This is a genomic window from Haladaptatus rarus (assembly GCF_054177585.1).
The window spans coordinates 639,229-659,378 of sequence record NZ_JBPEHG010000001.1 but is presented as its reverse complement, the minus strand read 5'-3'; the positions used below and the strand labels follow the sequence as shown (position 1 = coordinate 659,378).

At 61.5% G+C, this 20,150-nt stretch carries 22 protein-coding genes; 11 read left to right on the top strand and 11 right to left on the bottom strand.

What is annotated here, in order from left to right:
* Positions 1-57 precede the first annotated feature (57 nt).
* The 5 genes from gcvT to ACR3FE_RS03635 all read left to right on the top strand — a co-directional run bounded on the left by gcvT (position 58) and on the right by ACR3FE_RS03635 (position 5,823).
* Positions 58-1,152 (top strand): glycine cleavage system aminomethyltransferase GcvT, encoded by a 1,095-nt coding sequence (gene gcvT, locus ACR3FE_RS03655; protein ID WP_458205532.1) that lies wholly within the window; start codon positions 58-60, stop codon positions 1,150-1,152.
* A complete protein-coding gene (gene gcvH / locus ACR3FE_RS03650; RefSeq protein ID WP_458205531.1) occupies positions 1,152-1,535 on the top strand; it encodes a glycine cleavage system protein GcvH in 384 nt (127 codons plus the stop codon). The genes gcvT and gcvH overlap by 1 nt, the downstream gene beginning before the upstream one ends.
* Positions 1,532-2,872 (top strand): aminomethyl-transferring glycine dehydrogenase subunit GcvPA, encoded by a 1,341-nt coding sequence (gene gcvPA, locus ACR3FE_RS03645; RefSeq protein ID WP_458205530.1) that lies wholly within the window; start codon positions 1,532-1,534, stop codon positions 2,870-2,872. The genes gcvH and gcvPA overlap by 4 nt, the downstream gene beginning before the upstream one ends.
* Positions 2,869-4,290, top strand: a complete 1,422-nt coding sequence (gene gcvPB / locus ACR3FE_RS03640; protein WP_458205528.1) for an aminomethyl-transferring glycine dehydrogenase subunit GcvPB — start codon at positions 2,869-2,871, stop codon at positions 4,288-4,290. Before gcvPA ends, gcvPB begins: the two co-directional genes overlap by 4 nt.
* 129 nt (positions 4,291-4,419) lie before the next feature.
* Complete coding sequence (locus ACR3FE_RS03635; protein ID WP_458205526.1) at positions 4,420-5,823, top strand: PQQ-dependent sugar dehydrogenase; 1,404 nt, start codon at positions 4,420-4,422, stop codon at positions 5,821-5,823.
* Positions 5,824-5,924: 101 nt separating this feature from the next.
* On the opposite strand, the gene ACR3FE_RS03630 is transcribed toward ACR3FE_RS03635, so the two are convergent.
* The 3 genes from ACR3FE_RS03630 to ACR3FE_RS03620 all read right to left on the bottom strand — a co-directional run bounded on the left by ACR3FE_RS03630 (position 5,925) and on the right by ACR3FE_RS03620 (position 7,747).
* Complete coding sequence (locus ACR3FE_RS03630) at positions 5,925-6,089, bottom strand: DUF7838 family putative zinc beta-ribbon protein (protein ID WP_458205524.1); 165 nt, start codon at positions 6,087-6,089, stop codon at positions 5,925-5,927.
* Positions 6,090-6,139: 50 nt separating this feature from the next.
* On the bottom strand, positions 6,140-7,144 hold the full coding sequence (locus ACR3FE_RS03625) for a DHH family phosphoesterase (RefSeq protein WP_458205522.1): 1,005 nt from the start codon (positions 7,142-7,144) through the stop codon (positions 6,140-6,142).
* Positions 7,145-7,249: 105 nt separating this feature from the next.
* Positions 7,250-7,747: a pyridoxamine 5'-phosphate oxidase family protein gene (locus ACR3FE_RS03620; protein ID WP_458205520.1), complete on the bottom strand. Its 498-nt coding sequence runs from the start codon at positions 7,745-7,747 to the stop codon at positions 7,250-7,252.
* A gap of 132 nt (positions 7,748-7,879) precedes the next feature.
* Between ACR3FE_RS03620 and ACR3FE_RS03615 the strand changes: the two genes are divergently transcribed.
* Together ACR3FE_RS03615 and ACR3FE_RS03610 are read left to right on the top strand one after the other, a co-directional pair.
* Complete coding sequence (locus ACR3FE_RS03615) at positions 7,880-8,122, top strand: glutaredoxin family protein (protein WP_458205518.1); 243 nt, start codon at positions 7,880-7,882, stop codon at positions 8,120-8,122.
* The gene (locus tag ACR3FE_RS03610) at positions 8,119-8,652 is read left to right on the top strand and encodes a cob(I)yrinic acid a,c-diamide adenosyltransferase (protein WP_458205517.1); all 534 of its coding nucleotides are present in this window, start codon (positions 8,119-8,121) and stop codon (positions 8,650-8,652) included. The genes ACR3FE_RS03615 and ACR3FE_RS03610 overlap by 4 nt, the downstream gene beginning before the upstream one ends.
* Before the next feature lie 13 nt (positions 8,653-8,665).
* Here the strand turns inward: ACR3FE_RS03610 and ACR3FE_RS03605 are convergent, their stop codons facing one another.
* A complete protein-coding gene (locus ACR3FE_RS03605; RefSeq protein WP_458205515.1) occupies positions 8,666-9,808 on the bottom strand; it encodes an acyl-CoA dehydrogenase family protein in 1,143 nt (380 codons plus the stop codon).
* A 91-nt stretch (positions 9,809-9,899) separates the two neighbouring features.
* Between ACR3FE_RS03605 and ACR3FE_RS03600 the strand changes: the two genes are divergently transcribed.
* From ACR3FE_RS03600 to ACR3FE_RS03585, 4 genes are all read left to right on the top strand, one after another.
* A complete protein-coding gene (locus ACR3FE_RS03600) occupies positions 9,900-10,730 on the top strand; it encodes an RIO1 family regulatory kinase/ATPase domain-containing protein (RefSeq protein ID WP_458205514.1) in 831 nt (276 codons plus the stop codon).
* A 103-nt stretch (positions 10,731-10,833) separates the two neighbouring features.
* Entirely contained in the window at positions 10,834-12,372 is a 1,539-nt protein-coding gene (locus ACR3FE_RS03595; RefSeq protein WP_458205513.1) for an aldehyde dehydrogenase family protein, read from the top strand.
* A gap of 90 nt (positions 12,373-12,462) precedes the next feature.
* Entirely contained in the window at positions 12,463-12,633 is a 171-nt protein-coding gene (locus tag ACR3FE_RS03590; protein WP_458205512.1) for a hypothetical protein, read from the top strand.
* A gap of 305 nt (positions 12,634-12,938) precedes the next feature.
* On the top strand, positions 12,939-13,436 hold the full coding sequence (locus ACR3FE_RS03585; RefSeq protein WP_458205510.1) for a YciE/YciF ferroxidase family protein: 498 nt from the start codon (positions 12,939-12,941) through the stop codon (positions 13,434-13,436).
* Between the two features lie 103 nt (positions 13,437-13,539).
* On the opposite strand, the gene ACR3FE_RS03580 is transcribed toward ACR3FE_RS03585, so the two are convergent.
* The 7 genes from ACR3FE_RS03580 to ACR3FE_RS03550 form a co-directional block, all read right to left on the bottom strand.
* The gene (locus ACR3FE_RS03580) at positions 13,540-15,201 is read right to left on the bottom strand and encodes a tRNA uridine(34) 5-carboxymethylaminomethyl modification radical SAM/GNAT enzyme Elp3 (protein WP_458205509.1); all 1,662 of its coding nucleotides are present in this window, start codon (positions 15,199-15,201) and stop codon (positions 13,540-13,542) included.
* A 596-nt stretch (positions 15,202-15,797) separates the two neighbouring features.
* Positions 15,798-17,888, bottom strand: a complete 2,091-nt coding sequence (locus ACR3FE_RS03575) for a DHH family phosphoesterase (protein WP_458205507.1) — start codon at positions 17,886-17,888, stop codon at positions 15,798-15,800.
* Positions 17,889-17,975: 87 nt separating this feature from the next.
* The gene (locus tag ACR3FE_RS03570) at positions 17,976-18,143 is read right to left on the bottom strand and encodes a hypothetical protein (RefSeq protein WP_458205505.1); all 168 of its coding nucleotides are present in this window, start codon (positions 18,141-18,143) and stop codon (positions 17,976-17,978) included.
* A gap of 106 nt (positions 18,144-18,249) precedes the next feature.
* The gene (locus tag ACR3FE_RS03565) at positions 18,250-18,489 is read right to left on the bottom strand and encodes a DUF8028 family protein (RefSeq protein ID WP_458205504.1); all 240 of its coding nucleotides are present in this window, start codon (positions 18,487-18,489) and stop codon (positions 18,250-18,252) included.
* A 109-nt stretch (positions 18,490-18,598) separates the two neighbouring features.
* Positions 18,599-18,862 (bottom strand): hypothetical protein, encoded by a 264-nt coding sequence (locus tag ACR3FE_RS03560; protein ID WP_458205502.1) that lies wholly within the window; start codon positions 18,860-18,862, stop codon positions 18,599-18,601.
* A 27-nt stretch (positions 18,863-18,889) separates the two neighbouring features.
* The gene (locus ACR3FE_RS03555) at positions 18,890-19,501 is read right to left on the bottom strand and encodes a YIP1 family protein (protein WP_458205501.1); all 612 of its coding nucleotides are present in this window, start codon (positions 19,499-19,501) and stop codon (positions 18,890-18,892) included.
* Positions 19,502-19,508: 7 nt separating this feature from the next.
* Entirely contained in the window at positions 19,509-20,096 is a 588-nt protein-coding gene (locus ACR3FE_RS03550) for a thymidine kinase (RefSeq protein ID WP_458205499.1), read from the bottom strand.
* Between the last annotated feature and the right edge of the window lie 54 nt (positions 20,097-20,150).

The following is a 20,150-nucleotide window of genomic DNA, read 5'->3' as shown; positions in this document are numbered from 1 at the left end:
TGGATAGCCCCGAGAGAGAAAACAAAGCATTACTTACCTCGCTTCGACTGGACAGGTATGCCCCTTCGGAAACCGCCGTTGCGCGACCGACACGACGAGCGGGGTGCGACGTTCACCGAGTTCGGTGGGTGGGACATGCCCGTCGAGTTCGATTCGATAAAAGAAGAGCACCAGAGCGTTCGGGAGTCTGCCGGTATCTTCGACGTCTCTCACATGGGGGAGATCGAAGTCAGCGGGCCGGACGCCGAGCAGCTCATGCAACGCCTGACGACGAACGACGTGACGAACTTGTCTCCGGGTGATTCCCAGTATGCGATGATAACCGACGAAGACGGTTCGATCATCGACGACACCGTCGTCTACCGACTTCCGGAAGACGACGATGCCGCGTACCTGTTCATCCCGAACGCCGGTCACGACGAGCAGATGCACGACCGCTGGAAGCGGTTCCGCAACGAGTTCGACCTCGACGCGGAGATCCGGAACGCCACCGACGATTACGCGATGTACGCGGTACAGGGGCCGGACGCCCCGGACATCGTGGCCGACGCAACCGAGGAGTCACTCTCCGACCTCTCGAAGTTTGAGGCGAAGTACGCGACCATCGATGGCGTTCGATGCTGGGTCGCGCGCACGGGCTACACGGGCGAAGATGGGTTCGAACTCATCTGTCCGTGGAACGAGGCCGAAACCGTCTGGGACGCTATCGAATGTCAGCCCTGTGGTCTCGGCGCGCGCGACACGCTCAGAACCGAGATGGGATTCCTGCTGTCGGGGCAGGACTTCGACCACGAGAACGACCCACGGAACCCGTACGAGGCGCGCGTCAGTTTCACCGTGAAACTCGACACGGAGTTCGTCGGTCGTGATGCACTCGAACGAGTGAAGGAGGAGGGTGTCGAAGAGACGTTCGTCGGCTTCCGACTCATCGACCGGGGTGTCCCTCGACACGGATACGACATCACCAACACGAAAGACACCATCATCGGAACCGTCACGAGCGGGACGATGAGTCCGACCCTCGGCGAGCCCATCGGTCTCGGTTACGTCCCGACCGACTACGCAGACCCCGGCACCGTCGTCCGCGTGATGGTGCGAGGACAGTCGAAAAAAGCAAAGATTGAGAGCACACCGTTTCTGAAAGACAAATAATGAGCTTCGAAGTACCTGAAGACCGGAACTACCTTGAATCGCACGAGTGGGTCGAAGTGACCGACGGAACTGGCCGAATCGGCATCTCCGACTTCGCACAGGACGAACTGGGCGACGTCGTCTTCGTCGAACTCCCGGAAGTGGGTGACGAGCTAGAACAGGGCGACGAGTTCGGTGTCGTCGAGAGCATCAAAGCGGTTTCAGACCTCTACACGCCCGTTTCGGGCACGGTAACGGCAGTCAACGATGAACTGGAGAGCACGCCCGAACTCGTCAACGACGACCCGTTCGGCGACGGATGGATGCTCGAAGTCGAACTGACCGACGAGAGCGACCTCGATGAACTCCTTTCCGCAGAGGAGTACCGAGACCAGATCGAATGAGTGGGGGAGACGCGAGTGCGGGCAGTCCGTACGCACCGCACACAGCAGACGAGACGCAGGCGATGCTCGACGCCATCGGTGTCGAGAACGTCGAAGACCTCTTCGACATCCCCGAGCCGGTGCGGTTCGACGGCGAGTTCGGCATCGAAAAGCAGTCCGAGCAAGCGACTCGCCAGGAGCTAGAGCGAATGCTCGGCAAGAATCAGACGCTGACGGAGTTCCTGGGGCGAGGCCACTACAGCCACTACGTTCCATCCCTCGTTGACCACATCGCAGACCGGTCGGAGTTCTTGACCTCGTACACGCAGTACCAGCCGGAGGTCACGCAGGGATTCCTCCAGGCTCTGTTCGAGTACCAGTCGATGCTGGTCGAGCTGACCGGTCTCGAAATCGCCAACGCCTCGATGTACGACCACGCGACGGCACTGGCAGAGGCAGCACTACTGGCTAGCCGCGTCCGGAAGACGAGCGGAAACCGAGTGCTCGTCCCCGACATCCTGTTGCCCGAACGAAAGAGCGTCCTCGAAAACTATGCCGACGGGCCGGGACTCGTCGTGGAGGAGTACGCGACCGACGACGCGAACGCGGACGTGGCTGCACTCGAAGATGCGATGGGCGAAGACGTGGTGATGGTGTACGCCGAGAATCCGACGACGCGAGGCACCATCGAGGAGAACCTCGAAGCTATCGGCGACCTCGCGCACGACTACGACGCACTGTTCTGCCTCGGCTCCGACCCCGTCGCCCTCTCGCTATTACAGGAACCCGCCTCGGTGGGTGCGGACGTGGTCGTGGGTGACGCCGCGGCCCTCGGCCTGCCGACGAGTTACGGGATGGGTCTCGGACTGTTCGCCACGCGCGATGAGTTCGTCCGGCAGGTTCCCGGGAGATTGGTGGGCGTCAGTGAGGACGACGACGAGAATCGCGCCTTCACGCTCACGCTCCAGACGCGCGAACAACACATCCGGCGGGAGCGTGCGACGAGCAACATCTGCACGAATCAGGCGTGGGTCGCGCTCCGAACCGCGATGCATATCGCGTACCTCGGCTCGTCCGGACTGGTCGAGTTGGCAGAAGATTGTGTCACGCAGGCCCGCGACCTGGCTGAGCGATTGGACGACATCAGTGGTGTCCAGGCTCCGGTTCACGACCGACACCACTTCCGGGAGTTCGTCGCGCACACTGATCAGCCTGCACCGCCCATCGTCGCCGATCTGGAAGAACGCGGTTTCGCCGTCCACGAGGTCGGCGAACACCACGTGCAGGTCTGCGTGACCGACGTGAACGAGCATATGGCAGACGAATTGGTCACCATGTTCGAGGAGGTGGCACGATGATCTACACGCAAGCCAAGTGGGAACGCACAGACGACGACCTGTACGAACCGCTCCTCTCGGAGAAAGACGGCAAGGAAGTCGAGATCGATTCGTCGCTCCCCGACGAGTTGACCCGCGACTCCCTCGAACTCCCCGAACTCTCCGAACCCGAACTGGCACGCCACTACACGCGACTCAGCCAGATGAACTACGGCATCGAGAGCGGGCCGTACCCCCTCGGCTCCTGTACGATGAAGTACAATCCCAAGTTCACCGAGGACGTGGCCGCACTCCCCGGCGCGAGCGTTCACCCCGACCGCCCCGCAGAGTCCGTGCAGGGGACGCTCGAACTCATGTACGGCCTGCAAGAGTATCTCGCTCGAATCGGCGGGATGGACGCCGTGAGTCTCCAACCTCCCGCAGGTGCGGCGGGCGAGTTCACGGGTATCCTCGTCGCCGAGGCGTTCCACGAAGCGAACGGCGAGGGCGACCAGCGCGACGAGATCATCGTCCCGGACAGTGCTCACGGCACCAACCCCGCCAGTGCAGCACTCGGCGGGTACGACGTGGTCGAACTGCCGAGCGCGGACGACGGACGAGTCGACCTCGAAGCACTCGAAGCCGCCGTCAGCGGGAACACCGCGCTGTTCATGCTCACGAATCCGAACACGCTCGGGTTGTTCGAGCGCGACATCGAGCAGATCGCGAGCATCGTCCACGAGGCTGGCGGTCTGCTCTACTACGACGGGGCCAACCTGAACGCCCTGCTCGGACGCGCCCGCCCCGGCGACATGGGCTTCGACATCATGCACTACAACGTCCACAAGACGTTCGCCACGCCTCACGGCGGCGGCGGTCCCGGTGCTGGCCCGGTCGGCGTGGTCGATTCACTGACCGAGTTCTTGCCCGCGCCGCGCGTGCGAAAGCTCGACGGTCGCTACGAGCGATTCGACCCCGAACAGACCATCGGCAAGGTTCACGGGTTCGAAGGCAATTGGCTCGTGCTCGTCAAGACGTACGCCTACATCGCCCGTCTCGGTGACGAAGGACTGTCGGATGCCAGCGCGAAGGCCGTGCTCAACGCGAACTACCTCGCATCGCAGATCGAGTACGAAGTTCCGTTCCGCCCCTTCCACCACGAGTTCGTCGCCAGCGCGGGCGACCAGGACGCTGCGGACGTAGCAAAGCGGATGCTCGATTACGGCGTCCACCCGCCGACGACGAAGTGGCCCGAGATCGTCTCGGAGGCACTGATGACCGAGCCGACCGAGATCGAGAACCGCGAGACGCTAGATCAGCTCGCAGGGGCGTTCAACGCGGTCGTCGGCGAAGACGACGAGACGCTCGAAGCCGCACCCCGCCGCACGACTGCGCGACGCATCGACCAGGCGAGTGCCGCCCGGAACCTGCGGCTTTCGTGGCAGTCGCTGGACGAGTAATCCAGTCTTCCTTTTCCGACCGATTCTCGCGCCGAACGCTTATCCGATGGTCTGTGGAAACGGGTGTGGGGAAACATGAGACGAACACGAATGGGGGGTTCTAGACGCCGGTTTCTACGTACTGTAACGATGGGTGGCACTGCTGTTTTCGGTGCGGTCGTCTCGAATCGGAGCGAGGCGACCCGCCCACCACTGATTCCGACCGGTGCCGACATCGGATTACGAGAAGTGGCAGCGAAGCCGCTCACGCAACCGGTCGCGTTCGAAACTGTGGATGGGGTCGAATACCGATACGTCGTCGACCAGATCGGTCGAATCTACGTTCTCGACGAGGATGGAATCAGAGACGAACCGTTTCTCGACCTGCGCGATCGGCTAACGATGCAACCGGGTTCCACGGACGAGCGCGGGCTGCTGGGACTCGCCTTCCATCCCACGTTTCGCACGAACCGCCGATTCTACGTCCGGTACAGCGCGCCACCGAAACCGTCGATGCCCGCCAAATTCGACCACGCTGCCGTACTCTCCGAGTTTCGCGCGAACGATGACCGACGTACTGCCGACCCGAACTCCGAGCGTCGGATTTTGGAAGTTCCCGAGCCGCAGGCGAACCACAACGCTGGAGATGTCGCGTTCGGCCCGGATGGGTACCTCTACGTCCCACTCGGCGACGGTGGTGGCGCGAGAGACACCGGGCGCGGTCACGTGAGCGACTGGTATTCGCGTAATCGGGGCGGCAACGGACAGGACGTGACCCGAAATCTCCTCGGGAGTATCCTCCGGATCGACGTGGACGACTGGGGAGGTGGCAAATCGTACGCCATCCCCGACGACAACCCACTCGTCGGCAGGAATGGACGAGACGAGCTATGGGCGTGGGGCTTTCGTAATCCGTGGCGAATCTCGTTCGACAGTGACGACCTCTTCGTGGCGGACGTCGGCCAACTGCGGTTCGAGGAGGTGAATCTGGTTTGGAAGGGGGGCAACTACGGGTGGAACGTCAGAGAGGGAACGCACTGCTTCGACGCTCGAAATCCGAAACGGTCACCGAAACGGTGTCCCGATACCGCATCTGGGCGAGCGCCACACGATGGAACCACACTGCGGGAGCCCATCATCGAGTATCCACACCGGAGTCGTGGCCGGTCGGTCGGACTCGCTGTCATCGGTGGACACGTGTATCGAGGGTCCGCGGTTCCCGAACTTTACGGGGCGTACGTCTTCGGCGACTGGAGCCGATCGTTTCGTTCTCCGCGCGGGCGATTGTTCTTCGCCACCAGGCCGAACTCCGAAGCCGACCAGTGGCAGCTTCGTGAACTGGCTATCGAAGGGAGCGAGAACGGAGACCTCGCACGGTTCGTTCTGGCATTCGGTCGTGACCGAGAGGGGGAGTTGTACGTCTCGACGAGCGAGACGGCCAGCGTCCGCGGTCAGGGTGCTGTCTACAAACTCGTTCCACCCGAGGAGGGCGACCGCGTTGCAACGCCGACTACGACGACTGAGACGACCAGTGGGACGAGGTGGCAGATTTAATATATCGGGATGTGGTTTATATATTCGATACAAAGCGTCGCTGGACGTCGTCACTGGGGGCTGAGATGCCTGCAGAATACGGATTCGCAAAAAAGTCGTGCTTACGCCGCGGAGTCGATGTCGCCGTCGATGCGAACCAGTCCGTAGTCACATTCGGCACAGCGCCACTTCGTCTTCTCGCCGAGATGCAGGGTCGTACTCGCACTGCGCCAGAATGTCTCTTTGTCGCCACACTCTGGACAGTCGTGTTCCATTTCGAGACTCATACGTCCCACTCTGAATCACGTGGATTTCAAGATACTGGTTTCGAACGGGGTTACCCTGCTTCGCGTTCGAGATGAAGCGCGTCGAAAAATCGGTGCAAGACTCGCCGAGATGCGAACTCGACGAGTTCGCTGTCGTCCGCGTTCGTATCGGCAAACAGTCCCAGAGGAATCTGTGCACCAGCCATGTCGGCGTGCCCACCCGCACTTCCGACGTCGTCGAACGCCTCTTTGAGAACGTTGCCTGCGTGAACCCGAGGGTCGATGGAGCGCGCACTCATCTCCACCGCACTATCGACGATCCCGAACACGAGTACCGTGTTCACGCCTTCGACGTTCAGAAGATAATCGGCGGCTTGCGCGAGCGCGTCGCGCTCGCTCGTCCGACCCGCTGACGTGGCGAGGGTCGCACCTCGCTGAACCCGATTTTGAATCGCTTCGCCGATGGCATCGACCGTTGCCGGGGAGAACGCGGCTCCGTACAGTTCTTCGAGTAGTTCGAGGTCTGCCTGGCGACAGATGTGCAGTGCCGCTGCGTACTCGTTGGGTGTCGGCTCGCGGATGAAGTCGATCCGCTCGCGGTGGAGGGCGAACAGCAGTGCAGACCCAAGTTGGACGTTCACTTCGATGTCGAGTTCCTGGAGATACTCCACGAGGATAGTCGCCGTCGCCCCGTAATCTTTGCGGAGGTCGACGAACTCCCCTTTCGGTTTCTCGGTCGAGTGGTGGTCGATGACGATGTCGGGGGTGACGGCGTCGAGTTCTGTGTGGCCGGACGGTGTTGCGTGGTCGACGAATGCGACGCTGTCGAAATCGTCCCGGTCGAACGCGTCGGCGTGCTTCATGTTCACGTGCAAGAGATTGATGAACGCCCGATTCTGCTGGTGTGAGACCGTCCCGCCGTAGAACAGCTCCACGTCTTCGACGTCGTACTCCTCGGCGATGATCGACAGCGCGAGCGCGCTAGCGATACAGTCCGGATCGGGGTTGTCGTGGCAAACGATCGCGATCGAATCGACCCCCGCGAGGTACTCGACCAACTCCTGTGCGCGGGTCATGTTATCAGTTCGTCCTGCGGGAGTATCAACCCGTGGCTGGAAATCGCCACCCTGCGCCGGGAAATAAACCGTATCCGACTATATCGAATTCGCCATCCAACGCTATCACGTCCGGTCGAACTGCCATCGAGTTGCATCGTTCGGGTAGTCGCTCCACGCGAACACGACGTGTGGTCGAACCGCGAAAAAGGGCGTTCCGTGCTGGATACCGTACTTTCCTTCGTAGGCTGCATCGACCCGCGCCACGAGCGCGGGGTCGGCTGTCTCCGTGACGCGCTCTGCGACTCCTTCGATGATGACGACCGTTTCGCCGCTCTCTCGATGGACGGTGAGTTCCGGGTCGGTCGCCAGATTTCGAACCCAGCGCGTCTTCTCGCCACCGCCACAGTAGAACGTGTCGTCGACCCAGACACCCCAGACCGGACGAGCGTGCGGTCGGCCATCAGGTCGCGTCGTCGAAACCCAGTAGTTCTGGTCGTCCGCCATCTTCTCTCTGACGAACTCCCAGGAGAGCATCCCGTCGGAGCTTTCGGGGATTCCATAGCTTCGTTCGGTTTCCGGGCGGCTTCGCCGCACATCGCTGTGGCTATCGTCCCCTTCCATACCTGTTGATACGACGCGAGAGGCCAAAAGATGTGCTCTACCCGCCAGACAGCCAATTCTATCTAAGTACAAGAGTCCGACTCGAAAGCCGGGACGATAGCTTACTTTACTATCGCGTCCCATCGTCCAGATATGAGTTCGTTAACACTGTACTCGCTCGACGGCTGTCCGTACTGCGAGAAAGTCCACGATGCCCTGGACGATGCTGGCATCGAGTACGATACTGAGTGGGTCGAAGCACTGCACTCGAAGCGCGACGAAGTGCGACGCGTCAGCGGTCAGCGCGGCGTCCCCGTACTCGTGGACGAGGACAGTGGCGTCACGATGGCAGAGAGCGAGAACATCGTCGAGTACGTGGAGCAGTCGCTCGCATGAAGATCTACACCGGACGCGGTGACGCGGGCCAGACCGACCTGCAGGACATGTCGCGCGTCTCGAAGGCGAGTCCGCGCATCGAAGCCTACGGCACGGTGGACGAGGTGAACGCCCTCATCGGTCGATGCCGACCCACGGGTCACGACGACGTGGACGACCACCTCCGCGAGATCCAGAACCATCTCCACGTCGTGCAGGCCGACTTCGCCAACCCCGACCCCGACGAGGACGACCCGCAGATCGACGAATCGCACGCCGAACTGCTCGAATCGTGGATGGACAGTTACGACGAGGAACTCGACCCCCTCACCTCCTTCATCCTCCCCGGCGGGAGCGAAGCGGGCGCGAATCTCCACCACGCCCGAACCGTCTGTCGTCGGGCCGAGCGCCGTGCGGTCGCGCTCGCGAGCGAGGAAGACATCAACGACGACGCCGTGACCTACCTGAATCGGCTGTCGGATGCGCTGTTCGTCTTCGGGCGCGTGGTGAACAAGCGCGACGAGGAGCGAGAAGAGAGTCCGACGTACTGACAGCGTTCGATTTTTACAGTCCCAGTTCCCGCCCGATAACCAAGTGCTGAATCTCGCTCGTCCCCTCGCCGATCTCCATCAGCTTCGCGTCACGGAGGAATCGCTGCGGGGCGAAATCCTCGGTGTAGCCGTAGCCGCCGAGCACCTGCACGGCGTCTTCCGAGACCTTTCGGGCGGACTCGCTGGCGTCGAGTTTCGCTAGCGCGCTCTCGTGGGAGACGGAGTGGCCTTCGTCGTACTTGCAGGCCGCCTTGTGGGTGAGCAGGCGCGAGCGTTCGATCTTCCGGTCCATGTCCACGATCTTGTTGCGGATGGCGTCGAACTGCGAGATGGGCTGGCCGAACTGCTCGCGCTCTTTGCTGTACTTCTTGGCGGCCTCGAACGCGCCCTGCGCGATGCCGGTCGAGAGCGCGGCGATGGAGATGCGACCGCCGTCGAGGGTCTTCTTCGTCTGCTCCCAGCCGTCGCCTTTCTCGCCGAGCAAGCGGTCTTCGGGAATGCGCACGTCGTCCAGTTGAATCTCGCATGTCGGCGAGGCGTTGAGGCCGAGTTTGTCCCAGACCGTCGTGACCTCGTAACCGTCGTCCTCCTCGGGGTCGACGATGAACGTCGAGATGCCGTCGTAGCCCGCGCCGGGGTCGGTGACGGCCTTGACGAGCACGCTTCCGGCGACGTTGGCGTTGGTGATGAACTGCTTCGTTCCGTTCAGCACCCACTCGTCGCCTTCCTTCTCCGCGGTGGTGTCCATGTCGCTGGCGTCCGACCCTGAACCGGGTTCGGTGAGCGCCCACGAGCCGAGATACTCGCCCTCCGCGAGTGGGATAAGCCAGCGTTCTTTCTGTTCGTCCGTGCCGAACAGCTCGATGGGTTTCGAGGCGAGCGAGATGTGTGCGGCGTAGGAGAGGCCGATAGAGCCGGAGACGCGCCCCAGTTCCTCCGTGACGAGGGCGTACATCAACTGGTCGCCGCCGAGACCGCCGTACTCCTCGCTGACGGGGACGCCCATCATGTCGAGGTCAGCGAGTTGGTCGAAGATCTCCTCGGGGAATCGGTGTTCGGTCTCGATCTCCTGTGCGATCGGTTCGATCTCCTCGTCGCAGAACTGCCGGACGGTGTCCCGTACCATCCTGTGCTCGTCAGGAAGGTTGAAATCCATGGTGGATTTTTACGCGGGTTGGGCTATAAAGACAGCGAAGCCCGCTATGGGCCGGGAACGATTTATGTGCCCTCGGCGTTTTAAATCGGTGATGGGAATCCGGCAACTGGTGCGTGGCACTATCGAGTGGCCACGACTCGAAACGGTACTCCGCGAACTCGCAGAGCGGTACGACCGTGAAGAGATCCGCGTCGAGTTCATCGATGCGGACAACTGGCTCTCGACGCCCTGTGTCGTGGACGACCAGTGGTTCGTCAAGATCACGTCGGGCCAAAACTCGCTCGTCCACGCACTTTTCACCAGCGTGCGAAACCTGGGTGCGTTCTCCAGCGGGACGGAGGGTTTTTTCGAACATTTTGCCGGGCCACAGGAGATGGCGGAACACGAACTCGAAGCGACGAGAAAGATGCGCGAGGTCGGGGTGAACGTCCCCGCACCGATCGAAGCGTTCGAAGCCGACGGACTCGGTGTGCTGGTGATGGAGTACCTTCCCGAGTTCGAGACGTTCGAGGAGATGCCCGAAGACGAGGTGGGCGAGTACGCGCCGGCGCTGTTCGAATCACTGTCGCGGATGCACCAGAACCACCTCGCTCACGGCGACCTGCGCGGAGAGAACGTCCTGGTCGCGAACGGCGAGATCTACTTCATCGACGCGACAAGCGTCAACGAAGAGCGGATCGACGAAGCCCGGTCGTACGACCTCGCGTGTGCGCTGGCGTCGCTCGCACCCCTCATCGGCGCTCGTGACTCGGTGGTGGCCGCCCGCGAACATTACACCGCAGAAGAACTGCTCGCCGCCCGCGAGTTCCTCGATTTCGTGAACATGCGCCCCGATCACGACTTCGATGCGGCGAGCGTGAAAGGCGAGATCGAGAAGCTGGCGGAGACGGAAGAACAGGAAGGAAAGAAGAATTCGAGCTGAGAATCTAGCGTCGAACAGTCAGTTCGCGATTCCGAACGACCACTCCGGCGAGCGATAATTGGGAGACTTTTTTAGCGTACCCGTCCCAGTTCTTGTCGAAGATATGAGCCAGCAATCCAGCCAGCAGGTATACGGCCACTACATCGGCGGCGAGTGGCACGAGGGCGAGGGCGACGAGACGTTCGAGAGCGTCAACCCGGCGACGAAGGAGACGCTGGGGGAGTTCCACCGCGGCACCCCCGCGGACGTCGACGCAGCTCTCGCGGCGGCCGAGGAGGCCGAAGACGAGTGGGCGAGCCTCTCGTACATCGACCGTGCCGAGCACCTGTGGGACATCTACCACGAACTGAAAGAGCGAACCGACGAACTCGGTGAGATCATCACGAAAGAGTGCGGCAAAGAGATCTCCGAGGGGAAAGCCGACGTGGTCGAGGCCGCGCACATGGTCGAGTGGGCTGCGGGCAACGCCCGCCATCCGCACGGCGACGTCGTCCCGAGCGAGATCGGGGCGAAGGACGCTTACATGCGCCGGAAGCCGCGAGGCATCGTCGGCTGCATCACCCCGTGGAACTTCCCGGTCGCCATCCCGTTCTGGCACATGGCGCTCGCGCTCGTCGAGGGCAACACAGTCGTCTGGAAGCCCGCCGAGCAGACGCCGTGGTGTGGCCAGATCATCGCCGAGATGTTCGAGGATGCGGGCGTTCCCGAGGGCGTATTCAACATGGTGCAGGGCTTCGGTGACGCCGGTAACGCCATCGTCGAAGACGAGCGCGTGGACACCGTCCTGTTCACGGGTTCCTCGGAAGTCGGTCACAAGATCGCGGGCAAGGTCGGCGGCGAACCCGGCAAACTCGCGGCCTGTGAGATGGGTGGGAAGAACGGTATCGTCATCACCGAGAACGCCGACCTCGACATCGCTGTTCACAGCGCCATCATGTCCTCGTTCAAGACGACGGGCCAGCGCTGTGTCTCCAGTGAGCGACTCATCGTCCACGAGGACGTGTACGACGAGTTCAAAGAGCGGTACGTCGAACTCGCCCAGAACGTCTCCGTCGGTGACCCGCTCTCCGAAGACACGTTCATGGGGCCGATGGTCAACGAAGAACAGGTCGAGAAGTTCGGCAAGTACAATGAACTCGCCCGCAAGGAGGGCGCGAACGTGCTCGTCGACCGCGAAGAACTCGACGACGACGAGATTCCCGAGGGTCACGAGGACGGTTACTGGGTCGGTCCGTTCGTCTACGAGATCGACTACGACACCGACCTTCGCTGTATCAAAGAAGAGGTATTCGGTCCGCACGTCGCCCTGCTCAAGTACTCGGGTGACATCGAGGAAGCGGTCGAGATCCACAACGACACGCCTTACGGACTGGCCGGAGCCATCGTCAGTGAGGACTACCGCCAGATCAACTACTTCCGCGACAACGCCGATATCGGTCTCGCGTACGCCAACCTGCCGTGTATCGGTGCGGAAGTCCAGCTCCCGTTCGGCGGCGTGAAGAAGTCCGGCAACGGTTACCCGAGTGCCCGCGAAGCCATCGAAGCCGTCACCGAACGCACGGCGTGGACGATGAACAACTCGAAGGAAATCCAGATGGCACAGGGGCTGTCCGCAGATATCAAGATCGAGGACGACGACTAAGAGACGCCGAGCACTGCAGGCAACTCTCCATCGTGTTCGACCGCCTTCAGGTGAGCATATTTTTATTAGCGGGAGGGAGCGACTACGTACATGAATCGAGACGATGCGGTTACCTTCAGTCTCGCCATCGTAGCCGCCCTGCTCACGTTCCTCGTCGTCAGCCGATCGCATCTGGAAGGCCCCTCGTCGATCGCCCTCGCCTTCGTCGTCTTTGGAGCCTTTCTCTTCGTCAAGTCGTTCACCGACACACTTCGCGAGTGAGAGGAATCTAGAGAACTCGAAGTAGTCGATTCGGAGACGAAGGGTGGAAGACGAGGCGAGACGACGAGGTTGGATGTGGCCTCCGGAAGCCGGTGGGTCCCGACCAAACCCACGTGATGGCGCACAGTCCTGATGCCGACACACGACGAGAAAAGCGTCGTACCTCGGCATATTCCCATTCTGCCTTCTCCTTGATAAACCTGTGCAACGCGGCCAGCCGGGTATGTTCTGGCGAAGCTCAGTTTAAATAGGTTGCGTGTGCAGCACCGTCGCTTACTGAAATCGCGGTCATCGGTTTAGTTGCCATGAGTGGAGACACGCTCGACGATCTGTTCGAAGAAGGGCTGAAAGAGATGTACTACGTCGAAAACGAACTCCTCGACGTGCTCGACGAACTCAGCAACGATGTCGATCACGACGACATCGAGCACGCCTTCCGCCAGCATCGAGAGGAGACGGAAGAGCACGTCGACCGCCTCGAAGAGGTGTTCGACCACATCGGCGAGTCGCCCGAGAAGAAGACGGTACACGGACTCGACGGTCTCGTCCAGGATCATCGGGAGTTCACCGACAACGACCCCGAACAGAACGTCCACAACCTGTTCGACGTGGCTGCCGCCGAGAAGACCGAGCATCTGGAGATCGCCGCCTACGGCAACCTCACGTTCATCGCCGACAAACTCGGCCACGACGAGGCCGCCGACCTCCTCGAAGCCAATCTGCGCGAGGAAGAAGAGGCCCTCGACGAACTCAAGTCGCTCACGGAAGACTACGACGTCGAAGCCGTCCCTGCCCAGGGTTGAGGTGAGTCGATCTTTGCGGGTTCAGTACGATCTTTCGGAAACGTGGTTCGGGGTGTCGAGGATTCGAATAGGATTCCGGACACCCATCGGTGGACGACTCTTCCTACACGCGCTTGCTGACGTAGGGGCCGTCCTGATGGTAGTCGAGTTTGTTTCGGTAGTACTCCCGCGCGCCGATACCGGAGATGACGCTTAGCTTCTCGAATCCAGCATCTGCGGCGAGTTCCTCGGCTTTCTCCATCAGGCGGCGACCGTAGCCGCGGTGTTGGTGCTGGGTGTCCTCGCTGGCCGCGCCGACCGACACCTCGCTCCCGTAGACGTGGAGTTCCCGGATGAGGGCCGCGTTGTCGAGTTCGCGGCGTACCGGGTCGCCGGGGAAGCGTAGCCGGGCGAAGCCGACGAGCAGGTCGTTGTCGAAATCCTCGAAGCTGATGAAGTGCTCGGTGCCCCCGGCGGCGTCGTAGGTCATCACGTCCAGTTCGACCGATTCGGGATCTTGGTCGTTCATGCCGACTTCACGACAACGGATGCAGTCACAGGTCCAGCCGTGCTCGTCCATCTTCTGGCGCGCGAGCTGGCGAAGGTTGGACTTCCACACCCCGGCGTCGATGAAATCGGCGGGAATGTCGCGCTGGACGCGCTGGAGGCGGACGTACCTCGGTATCATCGATTTGATCTCCGCGACGAGTTCGGCAGCCTCCTCGTTGCGGAGGGGTTCGTACTCGTCTTTGTACCACCAGTCGTAGGTCGCGGTGCCGCGAACCACGAGCGTCGGGTAGATCTTGAGGTAGTCGGGTTTCCACTTCTCGTCCGCGAAGATGCGCCGGAAGTCCTCCAGACACATCTCCTTCGACATACCGGGCTGGCCGGGCATCATGTGGAAGCCGACCTTGAACGCCGAGTCCCGAAGACGCTGGTTGGCTTCGATGGAGGCTTGCGCGCCGTGCCCGCGGTGCATCTCGCGGTTGATGCGCTCGAAGGTGGTCTGCACCCCGACTTCGACCTTCGTTCCGCCCAGGTCGAGCATCCGGTTTATCTGTTCGGGATCACACCAGTCGGGTTTCGTCTCGAACGTCGTGCCGATGTTGCGCACGCTGCCCGTCTCGTTCTCGGCGATGACGTCCTCCAGATAGCGGAACTCGTACTCTTCCGAACTTTGAGCGAAGCTCACGCCCTCCGCCGGTTCCGGTTCCTTGTTCACGTCGTAGTCGTTCATCGCTTCGAGCGCGCGCTTGACGAACCACTCCTGGTAGTCGTGGCTCCGGGCGGTCATCGTCCCGCCCATCAGGATGAGTTCGACCTTGTCGACGGGGTGGCCGATCTCGCGGAGTTGTTCGAGTCGCAGCGTGACCTGTCCGTAGGGGTCGTAATCGTTCTGCACGCCCCGCGCTGCCGCCGGTTCGTGGCCTGTGTAGCTCTGGGACGAGGAGAACTCCGACGATGGCCCACCGGGGCAGTAGAGACACTTCCCGTGCGGGCACTGGTGCGGGCTGGTCATGATGGCGACCGGCGAGACGCCCGACGCGGTGCGAACCGGTTTCCGCTGGAGCACCGCTTCCAATTCCTCGCGGCGCTCGTTCGGTGCGAAATCGAGTATCTCGGAGTTCTTCGGCACTTTCGGTGCCGAGAACTCCGAGCAGGCGTCGAGTTTCGCACGCTCCACGTCATCTCGTTCGATCTCGCCCGCGAGGATGCGCTCGACGAGCGCCTCGCAGACTTGCTCGAACGCCTCCGTCTCCGTGGCGTCCGGCGTCTCGGTACTCATTACGTCGTATTTGGTTGGTTCTGCCGGATAAGCGTGTCGTCTACGAACGATTTGGAGTCGAACTCGTCATCTGGAACAGTTTCCTGATAAGCGAGTGGTGACGAAGGTGAGGCCGCCGTGACGCTCGAGCAAAGCCACACTTTCGCCCAGTCAGTCACTCGTGGCTTCGTCACTCGTTTCTTCCTTCACTCGCCCGTTGCCACCAGGCACCGCAGGCCGGGCCTGCCAGCGGCAGGCCCGGCCAATCCTGAGCCGACCACCCGCTTTCGGCGGTTGACCGTCTTCCGGTTCTGCGGAAGGCCAAACAGCCGCTTGCTGTCCTGGTGTCCTGAAAACGCGTCGCGTTTTCAGTAGTAGGGAAGAGCTTTGTTCTTCCGTAGGCGTGGCTTTGCTCGAGCGTCAGCTAGCGCTACAGTCACCAAACTTCCAGTTTCGTTCAACGATCGTGATTCCGTTTGCTCGTCGTAACTCCATTCATTCCTCATCGGTCGTAATCACGCTCGGACGGTAGCGACCGTGACAACGCAGCTATGCACAGCTACCAGTACAGATCAGTACGTTTCAGTACATAAGAAGAGAACGAGCGACTTCGTTTCCTAGTTCACGTGTTCGCTGACCGACTCGATGACCGCATCCAGAGCCGCCTCGCGCTCGCCGCGGAGGAATTCGAATTTCCCGTCGCGGGTGCCGACGGGAACGATTCCGGCGTTGGGTGCACGTTCTCGAACCGCGTCGGCGATGTCGCGGACGTTGACTCCTGCGTCGCTTCGGATGTGGATCTCGTCCTCTGCGAGGCCGAGCGTGACGTTCGGGCCACCCGGTTGGCCCGTGATGTCGTGCCGGTGGAGCGCATCGAGGAGGACGGGTGTCGATGGGAAGTCGAAACGGTGCGTGTAGGCGTCCGTGTCGAGGACGGTGAAGGTGACGCCGTTCGCGCCGCGCACCGAGAGGTTCGGCTCCGCGGTGTCGAGTTCGTCGTCGAGTTTCTTCCGGAACTGCTCGCTGACGTGCTCCGCGAGGTCACGCTTCGCGTGCTCGAAGAGCAGGTCGGTGATGAGTTCGCGCTTGTCCTCGTAGGATTGGTAGTACGCCTCCAGCGCGACTGCTTCGCGCAGGGCGGTGACGTGTGCCTCGTCGTAGCCCGCTGTTTCCGCCAGTTCGACGTACTCCGAGGGCGTGTCCTCCCAGTAGCTGACCGCGGGGAGGTGGGCCACGTCCTCACGAACGTCGGTGTTGATGTGGGCGGCGACGTTCGCGCCGAGGACGCCTGCCGTCACGTCCGTACCCGACTCGCCGAGGAAGGGGTTGACGACCACGTCTGCGTTCTCGGCGACGTCTTCGTCCGGATACTGCGTATCGATGACGACGTGGGGTGCGTCGTAGATGTCGAGCAGGTCGAGACCATCGCTCGATTCGACTGTGCTTCCGGCGTCCACGAGCACGAAGAGGGGGAGTTTCTCGTCGTGGCGCGCGCGGTTATCGAGCATGGTCGTCGCGTCTTTCGTCGCGTCTTCCATATCGTAGAAGCCGTCTTCGAGCGGTCGGCGGTCGAAGAAATGGTACTGTGCGTCACTTCGAGCGTGCTCGTCGCGTACCAGCGGGAGGACGGCGCGTTCCACTGCCGCCCCGGCCACGTAGCCCTCTGCGGTCGCGTTGTGCCGAACGATGACGGGGCGAGATTCGATGACTGCTCGGCGGATGGCTCCTGCGGCGTCCTTGATGTCGTCGTGGATCGACTCGACCTTCGAATCGTCGGCGAGCAGGTCGACGTCGGCCGGACGTGCTTCGCTCTCAAGCGCCTCGGTCAGTCGCGTGTGGACGGTGGCCTCTTCCTCTTCTGCGAGGGCATCCAGATGCTCCGTCTCGACCTGCAGTTCGTTGTTCCGCAGTTCGACCTCTCCGGTCAGTCGAACCACGTCGCCAGTGTCGACTTCCGGGTAGGCCCGGACGCCAGCCTCTTTGAAGGCCGCACAGTCGACGACGGCGGTCTCGTCGCGCACTTCGAACACCGTCGGGCCGCTCGTCTGGCTCGCACCGACGATCTCGCCCTCGATCAGGACGCGGTCGCCGACGCGCTCACCGAGTGTCTCGATGGTGACGCGCTCTGGTGGCTCCTCGTGTTCTGGAATCGTCGCGCTACCGACTGCATTTCCCGAGCCGTCGGTCGTGGGAGCCGACCGTTCCTCGGCATTTGATTGCCCGGCGTTCGACCGGCTGGAACTCGACTGCTTGGCGTTGGACTGCTCGGCGCCGGACTGGTTGGAACTCGATCGGCTTCTGTTCGACTGCACTTCGGTTTCCGACTTCTCGTCGGCCAGGTACGTGTTTTCGCTGTCCTGGATGAGTTTGCCACGGAACTCCCGTTCCGACTGGCGGATCGACCAACCGAGGTCGACGTTTCCATTGTCACGGACGCCGAGCACTTCGACGTACACCGTGTCGCCTTGGTTCCAGTCGAGACTTTCGAGTCGCTTGTCTAGCTCGCTCTTGTGGAGAAGGCCGGTGACGCTGTCACCGATGTCGATGAAGACGCCGAAGTCGGCGAAGCCGTCTACGGTACCTCTGTAGTATCGCCCCGCGGTGAGTTGTTCAGGTCGGTTACCTTCGAATTCGAAGAGGACGTCCTGCTCGTGACTGGCGCAAATTTCGTCGTCGGCAGACGTCCCGCAAATGACGCAGTTACCCATTTATACTGGCATAGAATAGTCCCGGCCTAAAACGGTTGTCGAAATCCCGACGCGGATTTTCCCGCGTCGAATCGAACGAATGGGGAGTTAGTAGTAATAAAAGGAGAAGTCGTCACCGCAGTGGTGACAGTTCACCCGTCTCCCTTTCAGCCGGTCCTCGTCCGGGAGGCTTACGTCCCCATCGTTGCTCGCAATATCGACCGTCGAGGCCGTCCCGCAGTGGGGACAACCGACGGTCATCGCTGCTTGGGACATACCTTTTCCTCATCCGTGAAAAGCTATAGTTATAGCGTCACTAAAGGAAGATATGTGGTGCATGTTAACTCGCAACTAATAGATTAGTGGCGGGTTAAACACCCGCTCAGTGCCGTCTGCCAACCAGTAGGGCGACCAGATTCAACACCAACAGTACGAGGAAGATCTGGCGCTGGCCGGTCGTTTCCAGCCCGGTCGCCAACAGCGGCAGATAGAGAAATGGTAGCGCGATCGCGGCCCAGAAGCCGACGAGCCGGATCGGGGCCGAAAGCGAAGCTGCGGGTAGTTCGTTTTCCTCCTCTTCGGAAGGAGGTTCCGGTGCATCAGGGTCGGTTATCGTGGACATGCTCTCCGAATCATGCTACAACGTACCATGGTATTATTATTGTGTCCCTAACGAATCGAACAAAGAGTGACCGACGAACTGCAACCGAATGATGACAACTGTCTTTCAGCTACTCGAAGACCGGGCTGTCGTCTTCTAATGATTCGATATCTGATGCGATCTTCCGGACGTATTCCGGGAACAATGCCACCTGCACCTCGTTCCCCTCATCGTCCTCGAACACCAGTTTCACGCGCTTGTCGCCGAACTCTCGTGCTTCCGCTGACTCCACGTTGAACAGCTTCGCCGATCCACTCTTGTTCGATGGGCCAACATTCTTGATCGCGCCATCTTTCAGCTCGATCATGAAATCGTCGATGCGCAAGTTGAGCATACCTTCGATACGGTGTCCCTGCCTTAATTACCACGGGACGACGTCGGCGAGTGCCGGGAACACTGCGACGAGTGCGCCGAACCCGCGGAAGCCGTAGCCGAACACCACTGCCGAAGGCAACGCGGTCACGACCGCGGCCCGGAACAGCGACGTGCCGTGAATCTCACTCACGCCGACCGCGAGCAACACCGCGCCGTACAACGTACAGACGACGCGAAGCTCGGGGATGGGCAGTCCCGTGAACAGACACGGCGCGACCGAGTAGCCGATGACCTGTACCGTCTCGCTGATGCCCGCCCGATTCGGAACAAAGATCATCAGGAGAACCGTCTGAAGCGCCGCAGTGAGGTGGAGGACGGCGGGCGCGATGAACAACCCGACCAGCCCCAGCGCGAGAAGTTTCGTGAGAAGCGGCCCGCCTGCGATGTCTCCGACAGCCACCCCACCGAACGCCATCCGAGAGGCGACCTCGACGAGCGTCACCAGCACGCCGAACACCATCCCCGGTGCCTGGTCGCCGGGCGCGACCCCAGTATTGAAGAATCGCCGAGGGCGCACGATCACTTCGATCCACGCGCGAGCGATCGCCTGCGGCCCGCGGTCGCGCCCGCCCGTCGGATTTTCGACCCACTGTGTCACGGTTCTATTAGTCGGTGCGGAGGGTATGACAGTTCCGACAGCGCGCTTCGTAGGACTCCTGTGCGCCGACGAGGATCGTCGGATCGTCGACGTGTGCTGGCTCCCCGTCGATGAGCCGCTGGTTGCGCGTCGCCGGTTCGCCACAGGTCGCACAGATCGCCTGTAGCTTCTCGACGTACTCCGACAGCGAGATGAGTTGCGGTAGGGGGTCGAACGGTTCGCCACGGAACGTCTGGTCGGTACCGCTGACGATGACGCGCCTGCCGTCTTCCGCGAGCTGTTCGCAGACCGCGACTAGTTTCGCGGAGAAGAAGTTCGCCTCGTCGATGGCGACGACCTTCTCGCCGTTCAGTTGCTCGAGGATCTCCCAGACGCCCTCGTCGTCAGGTTCTACGACGGTCGCTTCCCACGACGCGCCGTTGTGTGAGCCGACAGTGTCCTCGCCGTAGCGGTCGTCCAGCGCAGGTTTGAACACGGCTACCTCCTGACCAGCGATCTCCGCGCGTCGGAGGCGACGCAGCAGTTCTTCGGTCTTCCCGGAGAACATACAGCCGGTGATGACCTCGACCCACCCACTGTTCGTGATTTTGTGCATACCTGAACTGCGCTCAATCCGGCATCAAAAGAATTGCTTATTCGAGTTACCCAC

Excerpts from the sequence above, each read along its gene's own strand:
- gcvT (WP_458205532.1), top strand. The coding sequence starts at position 58 with ATGCCCCTTCGGAAACCGCCGTTGCGCGACCGACACGACGAGCGGGGT.
- gcvH (WP_458205531.1), top strand. The coding sequence starts at position 1,152 with ATGAGCTTCGAAGTACCTGAAGACCGGAACTACCTTGAATCGCACGAG.
- gcvPA (WP_458205530.1), top strand. The coding sequence starts at position 1,532 with ATGAGTGGGGGAGACGCGAGTGCGGGCAGTCCGTACGCACCGCACACA.
- gcvPB (WP_458205528.1), top strand. The coding sequence starts at position 2,869 with ATGATCTACACGCAAGCCAAGTGGGAACGCACAGACGACGACCTGTAC.
- ACR3FE_RS03635 (WP_458205526.1), top strand. The coding sequence starts at position 4,420 with ATGGGTGGCACTGCTGTTTTCGGTGCGGTCGTCTCGAATCGGAGCGAG.
- ACR3FE_RS03630 (WP_458205524.1), bottom strand. The coding sequence starts at position 6,089 with ATGAGTCTCGAAATGGAACACGACTGTCCAGAGTGTGGCGACAAAGAG.
- ACR3FE_RS03625 (WP_458205522.1), bottom strand. The coding sequence starts at position 7,144 with ATGACCCGCGCACAGGAGTTGGTCGAGTACCTCGCGGGGGTCGATTCG.
- ACR3FE_RS03620 (WP_458205520.1), bottom strand. The coding sequence starts at position 7,747 with ATGGAAGGGGACGATAGCCACAGCGATGTGCGGCGAAGCCGCCCGGAA.
- ACR3FE_RS03615 (WP_458205518.1), top strand. The coding sequence starts at position 7,880 with ATGAGTTCGTTAACACTGTACTCGCTCGACGGCTGTCCGTACTGCGAG.
- ACR3FE_RS03610 (WP_458205517.1), top strand. The coding sequence starts at position 8,119 with ATGAAGATCTACACCGGACGCGGTGACGCGGGCCAGACCGACCTGCAG.
- ACR3FE_RS03605 (WP_458205515.1), bottom strand. The coding sequence starts at position 9,808 with ATGGATTTCAACCTTCCTGACGAGCACAGGATGGTACGGGACACCGTC.
- ACR3FE_RS03600 (WP_458205514.1), top strand. The coding sequence starts at position 9,900 with ATGGGAATCCGGCAACTGGTGCGTGGCACTATCGAGTGGCCACGACTC.
- ACR3FE_RS03595 (WP_458205513.1), top strand. The coding sequence starts at position 10,834 with ATGAGCCAGCAATCCAGCCAGCAGGTATACGGCCACTACATCGGCGGC.
- ACR3FE_RS03590 (WP_458205512.1), top strand. The coding sequence starts at position 12,463 with ATGAATCGAGACGATGCGGTTACCTTCAGTCTCGCCATCGTAGCCGCC.
- ACR3FE_RS03585 (WP_458205510.1), top strand. The coding sequence starts at position 12,939 with ATGAGTGGAGACACGCTCGACGATCTGTTCGAAGAAGGGCTGAAAGAG.
- ACR3FE_RS03580 (WP_458205509.1), bottom strand. The coding sequence starts at position 15,201 with ATGAGTACCGAGACGCCGGACGCCACGGAGACGGAGGCGTTCGAGCAA.
- ACR3FE_RS03575 (WP_458205507.1), bottom strand. The coding sequence starts at position 17,888 with ATGGGTAACTGCGTCATTTGCGGGACGTCTGCCGACGACGAAATTTGC.
- ACR3FE_RS03570 (WP_458205505.1), bottom strand. The coding sequence starts at position 18,143 with ATGTCCCAAGCAGCGATGACCGTCGGTTGTCCCCACTGCGGGACGGCC.
- ACR3FE_RS03565 (WP_458205504.1), bottom strand. The coding sequence starts at position 18,489 with ATGTCCACGATAACCGACCCTGATGCACCGGAACCTCCTTCCGAAGAG.
- ACR3FE_RS03560 (WP_458205502.1), bottom strand. The coding sequence starts at position 18,862 with ATGCTCAACTTGCGCATCGACGATTTCATGATCGAGCTGAAAGATGGC.
- ACR3FE_RS03550 (WP_458205499.1), bottom strand. The coding sequence starts at position 20,096 with ATGCACAAAATCACGAACAGTGGGTGGGTCGAGGTCATCACCGGCTGT.